The organism is Photobacterium carnosum (genome assembly GCF_002849605.1).
GTDB classification, from domain to species: Bacteria; Pseudomonadota; Gammaproteobacteria; order Enterobacterales; family Vibrionaceae; genus Photobacterium; species Photobacterium carnosum.
In genome coordinates, this window is sequence record NZ_NPIB01000046.1 from 1 (window position 1) to 10,310 (window position 10,310).

A 10,310-nucleotide genomic window follows, 5' to 3' on the forward strand; every position below is an offset into this window, starting at 1 on the left:
CTGTATTTAACAGTATGCATCTAACGCGCACTACGTGATCACTGTTCATTCAGAACGGATAGGATAATGGGTATTTTGAGAGATTTTGTGCGGATAAAACGTTAAAAAAGTGACGTTGTTATTTTGTTATCAGTGTTACCCGATCCCAAAATGAAAGTTTGACCGGTGTTTATGAGGAATTGACGACAAAATAATGTTTTCTGAGTTCGAATACGTGGGCCTGGTTAATCGAGGTACGAGATTATCCAAGCACCATGTATCGACAAGCGTAGCGCGTCAGTCTTAATGGGAATCGGTTCATGTGGAAAAGTAGGACAGACAAGCTGCCCCCAACTTTACACACAATCACCTTATTCAATATCGAGTACATGATTAGTTTGTGCTCCGCACACAAACAATAAGGTTTCTTTGATATTACCGAGAAAGCAAAACAGCCCTAAAACGGGCTGTTATCTGATAAGGCTTTGTTGTTTCGATCACTATCGTGAATTACGAAGAATTAAACTAACGGTACTAGACGAAATACTAAGATCATCAGCTATAGCTCGGTTAGATAACCCTTGAGCTTTTTTCTTTAATACTAAAGATTCGCGTTCTTCCCTACTAAAACCTGACTTCGACGGACGACCACCACCTTTTGATATTCGACCAGCCTTAGCTTTATCCTCAATAGAACCTCGTTTACCACCAATCAATCCACCTTTACGACCTTTGATAGACTGAGATTCACGGAATTTTTCAGGGCTAAAATGGCGAATAACAAAATTAGCGATCGATTTAGAGATACTTTTTACTTCGGAGTAAGGCAACGGCTCGATAAATTGAGCATTTAAAGCCTCTGTATGACTCACTACAGCATCTTGCCATTTACTCTTATAGTTAGGCGACCAATATTCTCGAACTTCCTTATATGCCCAATGAGCCACGTTCTCGAACAACTCACAATTACGCCCTAATCCATGACTCTCTTTACCCCTTAATGGGTGTCCTGTCAGATCAACGAAATCAGCCAAATAATCGAGAGTGTACTTTTCATCAGTCCACCATGTTGTTTGCCATGCTTCATGTAATGGGTTTTTCGTTAATAATCGAGCATAAGAACGATCAGCTTTTAATTTTTCTGTATAAGCCGATTGTATTGCTGCTAAATATTTAAGAGGTGCAAGTCTTGCCATTGATGACGTACAGACGCCAACACTTAGCGCATAACCTAAATGGGAATGTCCATTAATTGGATTTTTAGCAGCCCACGCTGGCGCGGGTAGATTTAGATCAGACCATGCTAAGGCTGAATACTCATAATCAAGATCAAAAACTAAATACAAATCAGTCGATGGTCGATTAACTTGAATGTACTTTTTATTGATTGCGGTAAGTTTAGGACGAATAAATGTCACGCCCAATTCATCAGTACAATAGGGTTTTGTAGGTAGTGACTCGATAAAATCAGATTTAAAGAGATTTAATTGATTGGTTTTCACTCATAACTGCACTTAAGGCGGTTATTAGATTGTTTTTGAATTCCCATTTGCTATAATTTCCTTAGAGACGCAAATCATCTCAATGATTAGTTTCGCAGCCTCGATTTTCTCAATCTCATTCCGCCAAGTTTGAAAGTATGAGAAATCGAGGCTTTGTTTTATCTGCGATATTACGCCCAAATCCTACCTGCATCAATATCTTAAAATCACGCTCAATTTTTCAAGATCTTAAAAATCACTCGTAGAGTGAAAAGGGTTTTAAAGGGGTTTCCCCTTTAGCACGCGATGAAAGAATTTCAGAGGCACGTCGATATATACACAATGAGGAACGAGTTTTGTATACATCGGTAACGTGCCTTTGCAAAATGATTTCAGTCGGTAACGTGCCTTTATTTTTGCCTTACATTTAGTGAAATATACTTTAGACCGCAAATAGACAGCAAATAGACAGCAAATAGACCGCAAATCACAAGAAAGACAGCAAATAAGCAGCAAATAAGCAGCAAATAGACAGCACTAAATAAAAGGAAACAAAAAATCACTCAAAATTAGTAATCATTTAATCATTTTCATTTAAAACTATTCCAATCTCATCCCAATACTTCGCAATTGAATCTTTAGATACAACATCACCAATAGCTTTCCGCAATTCACTTTTTGGGTAACGTGCTTTAATAATTTCTATTTTTTCTTCAACAGATAATATTTTTATCGCATCAAATAATATTTTTTTCGTTTTAATTGAACGCTGCATATTAGATGATATTTTTTTAACCTTTGGATTATGTCTTAGTACCTTTACAGATTTTTTAATTGGTACAGACTTAATCGTACAGTCTCGATTAATATTTTCTTTTTCAATTTTCATTTGAATTGGTACGGACTTAACCGTACGTTCTCGAATAACATTTTCTTTTTCAAGTCTCATTTTAATTGCTCGCTTAACCCAAGCAGCAAAAGGAACATCTCCTCTAACAGCATCAACAAGTGCAAGTAAGTCTTTATCCATACGCATATCTTTACGCACCGACGTTGCAGTTTCATTTGCTCGTTTATTATTTTTCACTGTACGGACTCCAAACAAATATAAAAATGACAAGTGCGGACAATCTAGCACAAAAAATGATCGCTTTCATAAAGAAACATCACATTTTGATAGATTTATTTTAAATCTAAAACAGGGGTAAACACGTAAAAATAGATTTATTTTAAATCTACCTCACATACAAAAATACCGCCTCAAATTGGGCGGTATTTAACAGTTAATCTATTTATGCGTACTCAAAGATAGAAAAATTAAACAGTAAAAAACATTTTGTTAGTTTTAGTCGGAGAACTATGACAAAAGCAGACTGTAATTAGAATGTGTGATTAATTATTCGCTTACGAGCCTTTCATTGAATAATTTGTTTGAAAAGTATGTCGATAGCCAGAGCATTGATAACGCTAGCGTCCATTTTTACGAACATTTTCTGAGCTATTACACTTAGGACATTGAAGAAAAAGGATCACTATAATAATCATCAGTCAAAGTACTAAAACGTAATGATAGTTCAAATCAATAATCTAGGAACTCACCCATTCTTTTAATCATCATAAATTCACATTTTTAATTTATTGCTTAATTAATATATAAAATAGAAAATAAAAGAAATTTAATACAATCTTGAGTTATTTAAACAAATGAATAAAAAACACATAATACCAATTATATTTTTGACTATTTTCTTATTGTTATGGCTTGAGCAAACTCTAGGAATAAAATGGGCATTAATGGCTTTTATTGGGTTTTTACTTGGATTTACTTTATCGTTCAGTGGTTTCGGAATTGTTTTTGGTTGGCGTCAAATGCTAACTAAATGTGATAGTTTTTATGTTAGATCATGTCTTATTACGATCTCTATCGAAATAGTCCTTTTTACCATTTGCTTATCATTTGGTCATGCCTTCTTTGGTGGTAAAATGGTTGGAAATATAATACCAATTGGGATCCCTTTTATTGGCGGCGCTTTTTTATTTGGTTGCGGTATGCAATTAGCGGGAGTATGCGCTTCTGGTACATTATATTGTTGTGGAGAAGCTAAACCTAGGTTTTGGATTGTATTAATTTTTTATGGTATTGGTACATTAATTGGTCATTATTATCAACAAATAATTAATACAACATTTCACAGTCAAGTTGTTCTAATGAAAGATTTGACAGGGGGATTCTTAAGCGGAGCATTACTAAATTTAGCATTTGTTGGATTGCTTTTTGTTGTTTTTTCTCGTACCGAGTTTAAACGTACCAAACAAGTACAACCACTTTTACGAGGGAAACATTTATTTTGGCGTGATGGCCATTTTACAATACTTACTGGAGGAATAATTATTGCGTTATTGAACTCTAGTATTGTTGCTATATATGGTTCTGCATGGACAATTACGGGAGCTATTTACGATATGGCGTTAAGATGTGCATCATGGTTTGGTTTATTTAATAATTATCCTAAACTAGCACAACCTCTTTTCAGTAATCCTATGGTTGGTATGTTTTGGGCTGGAGTTTTAGGCGCAGCCTTATCAAAATGTATTCGTAATAAACAAAATGATAATCCAATTAATATTAAAATCATTATGGCATCAATTATTGGTGGCTTATTAATGGGAATTGGAGCTATGTATGCCGCATGTAATTTGGGTGGCTTTTTTGATGGTACAGCATCTGGTAGTTTACATGGATGGCTTTGGATGTTTGTTGCGTTATTTGGTAGTATCTTCGGTATAAAATTACGTCAATTTTTCTATAATTAAGTAATAAATCATTTTATCACCACCGAGTCTCAGTCAAAATTAATAATTTTTCTGGCATCGGTGGCGATTTTGCACCACGTTTAATCAGTATATTAAATATATTTTCAACTCGAAAGCGATAATTAAATCAAAAACAAAATTCACCAAAGTAACGAGGAATATGTTTTTCTCTAATCGCGTAATACGTTCCTTTTATTTAATTTTTAACTTAATCTATAATTTCTTATTTTTTCAGACAAGAAACAACACTTAGCAGCATATAAATAGGATGACCATCTTTATTTAAAGAGATCGCTGATACGAAGTAATGCCATTCACTTAAGGATATTTTGTTTTGCGTACAAAATAGAATATTTCAGATAGCAAAGAATCCAGTTATAGCTAGACTCTTTAATTATCAAAAGTTTTCTTACATAAGGATTTCAGGTTTAAGTGAATAACATTAGCCCAATTTGAGGCGGTATTTAACATCAAATCTATTTATGCGATCCGAATCCACACAACATAGACTCAATAAAAATTCGATGCGAAAAATGTTTTTAATAGGGACCTATTCGAAAAGATCATCTTTTGTTATAAAATACAAAACCATTCAATAAAAAAGAAAATCATGACAGACGCTATAAAATTATTAATGAACATTCGCAGCCTTCGTGCTTTTACTCGTGAAGCAACAACTATTGAGCAGTTACAAAAGGCATTAGAGAATTTAACTCAAGTTGTAAATGAGCGTATTGCAGAAGATGAGCAAGAAAAAGCCTCATCCAAAGAACGTGAAGAAAAATTAGAGATTTATCGTCAAATGCTATTATCTGATGGCTTATCTATTGAAGATATTTTATCTATACAAGAAAAAGCACCTAAAAAACCTCGTGCAATACGCCCAGCAAAATATAAATATCTTGATGATAATCAAGATGAGAAAACATGGACAGGGCAAGGTCGCATACCAAAAGCATTAAAATTAGCTGTTGATAACGGGGCTAATTTAGACGATTTTCTTATTTAATACGTCAATAAGATTTATTTTAAATCTACCTAACATACAAAAATACCGCCTCAACTTGGGCGGTATTTCACATCAAATCTATTTATGCGCACCAACCACCTTTATGGTGAGGACCTGTTCCACCATATGGATGTTCTCCGTGTGGACACGCATTCGCAACACCAACTGCAAATAACCCAACTAATAAAACGATTAATAATTTTTTCATAAAAAAGAATCTGTAAAAAATAAAGACAATTATACTTTTAACGAATAGTGTAAGTTGATATTTGTATTTTGATATCTATTCAAAAGATTGCATTTTCTGTGCTAAGAGACAACAAAGGTCGACATTAGCAATCTTGCACCTTAGATTTAAAATAAATCTAAAATCCCACAAAACACCTCGAAATAGATTTATTTTAAATCTGCCAGTTTTTCTCAATTCATCTTCCCATAAACCACTTATCAGTCTGATGTAACCCAAATACCCATCAAATCGCCCCTAGAAACGATTCTAAGACCACAAATACCTATCACTCGACACCTAGTATGACTTTTATCTAAAAGCGGCTGTATTTAACAGTATCCATCTAACGCGCACTACGTGATCACTGTTCATTCAGAACGGATAGGATAATGGGTATTTTGAGAGATTTTGTGCGGATAAAACGGTAAAAAAGTGACGTTGTGATTTTGTTATCAGTGTTACCCGATCCCAAAATGAAAGTTTGACCGGTGTTTATGAGGAATTGACGACAAAGTAATGTTTTCTGAGTTCGAATACGTGGGCCTGGTTAATCGAGGTACGAGATTATCCAAGCACCATGTATCGACAAGCGGTAGCCCGTCAGTAGTAGTGAGTTGTCTCATGTGGAAAAGTAGGACAGACAAGCTGCCCTAACTTTACACACAATCGACAATTTAACATCGAGAGAGCTTTTAGTTTTCGCTCCGCTATCAACAACAAATTTTCTTTTTCTTCTTCTTCTTAACTTAAAGCGTGTTGGAGATATGCTGATTCTGAGAGAGGTTGAGCAAAATTCCCATAGCAGCAGCTTTCCTTAGAACTTTTCAGTCATAAGAAAGGCTGCTACTTCGGAAGAAGAATATGCCGACACCGAGCCGAGTATATCGCTTACATTCCCTATAGGTACTAACCATGTCCTATAGCCTCAAGCCTCCCCAATGGTTTAGGGTCAATCAGCAGCTTGAGCCTCGTGTGTCTCCTACAACTGAGATAACATTCTAGTGTCAGTGCTCTTTAAGTTGCTCGCTCACGAGTGCAGTGTTTTAAGTGGTGTGTTTGATTGAATGTCTACAACGAAGTAGGCTTTCCTCCTTCTCACCCTAATCACGCCAATATTACCCGAAGCATTACCTGAATTTGTATGTTGATCCCCGCCTGTTTTCGCCTATGTATAATAGACATCGGATGGCAAGAACTCTCTTGCTAACCCTAACAGATACGTCATCGTGTGAATGGTAGTCTTGCCGTTCACAAATTCAGTGGGTATAAAATAATATAGCGAGATGTAGAGGGAATACTTGAAGAACTAACGTGATATGGCTATCATAGTAGAACTTAACGAGCGTAGAAAATCGTTTTAAGTATTCCGAAAAAACCTAGCCTGCAAGCTAGGTTTTTTTACATCATGCTAAAGATATTACTCTGCAAATCAAAACAGCTCAAGCATATGATTTCATTTTTAAATAAAATGATAACCATCCAACACTTTGAAAATACTGACTTAATTATACAGATTTTGTGTAATACGCTGGGTGTGAATCAACTTAGATAACTGATATAGCTAATAAAACCCTTTATCTTCGCCCTCCTTTTTTGGTCATATAACCGACAAAATCACATCGTAAAACCGCGTGTAATTTCTACTTTTTCAACTTCTTTTAATTCAGAATTCAGTGTTTTAAATCGAGGCATTTCCCCTAAAGTCTTATTTAATGGGATTTCACCACGCTGTAAATCATCAAAATCAACTCTCAATAAAATTTTATCACTGCTTTGAATAGCTTTAAGTTGAGCATTCGTAACAACATCTAATGGCATTTTACCGTTAATAGTCATATTAAAAGTATGCTTAGCTTTATTGTATTTATACTTGATATCGAAAGTACCTAACTGTTCGCTGCTCTCTCTCCGTCGCAAAACTCGATCCGTTTCTTGTTCGTTAAATCCCACGTTATTACGTTTAGTAGGCTGCAATAACATTGAAGGATTATTTGGTTGTCTTTGTCGCTCTCTGTCATATAGATCGCGTTGGGGCATACGTGGCAAGCTGCTGGCAATGTCGGATAGTTTACGCACCGATGAACCATGTCTGTGTCGGTTAATATTTCGGAGAATATTCTCTTTCCATCTGTCCTGTTTTCGATTGCCCTGATTGTTGCTTTCGCCTTTGTCATCAATTTGTGGGTTTCCGCAAAGCTGATCATGACTATTCCTTTTTAATAACCTATCTAAATGAATCGCCTTTGATAGATTTTTTCTATCCCTGACGATGGGTGGCTGATTATTTCTTATGATCTCTCTATTTCTTTCACCTCGAATAGAACATAAACCTGCTTTCTCCATTTCTTTGGCAACATAACCAACATGTATTTGGGGAACTCTTTGTATTCCTTGGTCACTTAATGACAAATGAGAAACACGCTCATTAAAATTATTTTTTTCTAATGCCTTATTGCAATGAGCCGCCCATACTTCACGGGCTTCAATAAGATCATTTTTCCGACCAAGTAATCCATGCTGTTTTCTTTTCGTATCAGACCATTCTCTAGGAACTTTATCACCTAACAGATCACCATCAGTTGATCTTGTTGTTGTCATAATATGAGCATGAGGATTGTCTGAATCTATTTGATGAACACATACGTCAACGGCTACATTATGTCGCTCATATATCCACGTTGAGTAATCGAGAACAAGCGATATCTTTTCATCATTAGAGAGTTCTTTAGGTAAGGCTAATTCATACTCCCTAGATACAGTTGCATCCTTTCTTTTCTCTGCTTTTTCTGCCGTATTCCAAAGACTAGAACGATCATTATTCCAACCAATTAAAGCAGTGAAATCGACTGCCTTTTTTCTTGTATAGTCATGAATAATTTCGGTTCTTTCGTCTTTGATTTTTTCAGCAGAACGATAAGCCGAAGATGCACAAGAAGATTGCCCTGCCGATCTACAGATTGGTTTAACACTACAATGGTAAATCGCCATGCTCTTTGCTTCTCTGTTCTTTTTTCACGAAGTGAAACGCGCGACTTGGTACAAGTCCTAAGTGCGCCCTTATTACATTACGGGGTAGTATAATAAGTCTTACTGCAATGATAAAATACCACTTTTAAAAATAGAGATTTTCATCATGGAAAATAAATTAACTAAATTAGAAAAAATAACAAAACAGATTGAAGCATTACAAGCAAAGGCTAATGCTGAAAAAAATCGTGAGCGAGAAAAATCAAGAAAAGAAGAAACGCGAAAAAAAATATTGATAGGTGCGATGGTTCTTGATGGTATGAGTAAGAATCAAGATTACCAATCAAAGATGCTAAAAAATATTGATAAATATCTAACAGCAGAAAGAGATAGAAAGCTCTTTAATCTAACACCAATCAATGAAAATGATGCTGAGGCGTAATACATGGAAAAAACTCTAGATTTCACACCAGATGAAATTTCACAAAAAGCTCATCAAGAAAATGGCTCAAGTCTATCTAAAAAGGAAAAAAATAAGCAATAAAAACCACTAGAATGAAAATATGAGAGATAGAAACATGCCTCTTTTCTATATAAACAACAAAAATCAGTAATAATAATCCCCGATTGTTGGAGCATTTCACCAAAAAAAAGCAATTTTCAAATAAAAACAACCCTAATTTCAGATGAAAAACTTATAAAAAATAAATTTAACCAACAAAAACAAATAGTTAAAATAACATTACAATCAGGGCTAATAACATTCAACTAGCAATACATTTTGTTTTGGAAAAAACCAACAAAAACAAACAGTTAAAATAACATTACAATCGGGGCTAATGACATTCAACTAGAAATACATTTTGTTTTGCAAAAAAAACCAATGAAAACAAATAGTTAAAATAACATTACAATCAGGACTAATGACATTCAACTAGCAATACATTTTGTCAGATCATTTCCCGAATCCACGGAGACGAACCAACCCACCCCCTTTTCTGAGGAAACCACCCCCTTTTCTGAGGAAACCGCCCCTTTTCTGAGGAAACCACCCCCTTTCTTAGGAAGCCGCCCCCCTTTCTTAGGAAACCGCCCCTTTTCTGAGGAAACTACCCCCTTTCTTAGGAAACAAGCAGGATCGCAAAAAAGTTCACTGCCGTATAGGCTGGTTAGATTTATTTTAAATCTACCTCACATACAAAAATACCGCCTCAAATTGGGCGGTATTTAACAGTTAATCTATTTATGCGTACTGACACGTTGCAATGATCAGATACGACAAAGACCACAGAAGCGATCTCTTATTGATGCTTAATTAACTACACTTATCGGTTTGAAATCAACTCATCAAGTTTTTTAGTAACTCTCTGAAAATCATCAGAGCCTAGAGGATAAGAAGGACTTCTTCTGCCTGCTACTACTCCATCATAAACCATTTGTATTTTAGCTACAGGATGATTCTGCCCCCCCCAAACTTCAAGACCAATAGAAATCTTATACTGAGTATTTTCAGGGTGAGGAGCACTAGCAGATACGTAATCAATTTGATCTGCGTTAGGAAAAAATGTTTTAGCCATTACCAATTTCCTTAAAGATAAAAGACAATAAAAACTAAAGATACACCATAGGAGTTCCATGGTAAACCTTTAGTTTAAATATCACATAATTTAACATTTTTCACCTACTAGCTATTTAACAATATGTATCTTATGCGATCCGAGACAGTGTAACGGCTAAATACATCGATTAGGATCAATCAAAATAATAGTAAACACGTCTCATATGCTCTATCGTTAATCATCTAAGAAAAACAAGGACAGTGAAAATGGAA

At 35.2% G+C, this 10,310-nt stretch carries 7 protein-coding genes and 1 pseudogene; 3 read left to right on the forward strand and 5 right to left on the reverse strand.

Annotated features, from left to right (window positions below; genetic code table 11):
* Positions 1–479 precede the first annotated feature (479 nt).
* Together CIK00_RS20745 and CIK00_RS20750 are read right to left on the reverse strand one after the other, a co-directional pair.
* A complete protein-coding gene (locus CIK00_RS20745; protein WP_101770418.1) occupies positions 480–1,481 on the reverse strand; it encodes a replication initiation protein in 1,002 nt (333 codons plus the stop codon).
* 559 nt (positions 1,482–2,040) lie between these two features.
* Positions 2,041–2,547, reverse strand: coding sequence for a hypothetical protein (locus tag CIK00_RS20750; RefSeq protein ID WP_101770419.1), 507 nt, complete (start codon positions 2,545–2,547; stop codon positions 2,041–2,043).
* Positions 2,548–3,164: 617 nt separating this feature from the next.
* Between CIK00_RS20750 and CIK00_RS20755 the strand changes: the two genes are divergently transcribed.
* Positions 3,165–4,274 (forward strand): YeeE/YedE thiosulfate transporter family protein, encoded by a 1,110-nt coding sequence (locus tag CIK00_RS20755; RefSeq protein WP_101770420.1) that lies wholly within the window; start codon positions 3,165–3,167, stop codon positions 4,272–4,274.
* A gap of 16 nt (positions 4,275–4,290) precedes the next feature.
* On the opposite strand, the pseudogene CIK00_RS20760 reads toward CIK00_RS20755, so the two are convergent.
* A pseudogene (locus CIK00_RS20760) lies at positions 4,291–4,578 on the reverse strand (hypothetical protein); the annotation flags it as partial.
* 306 nt (positions 4,579–4,884) lie between these two features.
* On the opposite strand from CIK00_RS20760, the gene CIK00_RS20765 reads away from it, so the two are divergent.
* The gene (locus CIK00_RS20765) at positions 4,885–5,283 is read left to right on the forward strand and encodes an H-NS family histone-like protein (protein WP_101770421.1); all 399 of its coding nucleotides are present in this window, start codon (positions 4,885–4,887) and stop codon (positions 5,281–5,283) included.
* Between the two features lie 1,843 nt (positions 5,284–7,126).
* Here the strand turns inward: CIK00_RS20765 and CIK00_RS20770 are convergent.
* Positions 7,127–8,500, reverse strand: a complete 1,374-nt coding sequence (locus CIK00_RS20770; RefSeq protein WP_101770422.1) for a MobA/MobL family protein — start codon at positions 8,498–8,500, stop codon at positions 7,127–7,129.
* Between the two features lie 145 nt (positions 8,501–8,645).
* On the opposite strand from CIK00_RS20770, the gene CIK00_RS20775 reads away from it, so the two are divergent.
* The gene (locus tag CIK00_RS20775; RefSeq protein WP_101770423.1) at positions 8,646–8,921 is read left to right on the forward strand and encodes a hypothetical protein; all 276 of its coding nucleotides are present in this window, start codon (positions 8,646–8,648) and stop codon (positions 8,919–8,921) included.
* Between the two features lie 883 nt (positions 8,922–9,804).
* Here the strand turns inward: CIK00_RS20775 and CIK00_RS20780 are convergent.
* Positions 9,805–10,056 carry a hypothetical protein gene (locus CIK00_RS20780; RefSeq protein WP_101770424.1) on the reverse strand — a complete coding sequence of 84 codons (252 nt, stop codon included), beginning with the start codon at positions 10,054–10,056 and terminating at the stop codon, positions 9,805–9,807.
* Positions 10,057–10,310 lie beyond the last annotated feature (254 nt).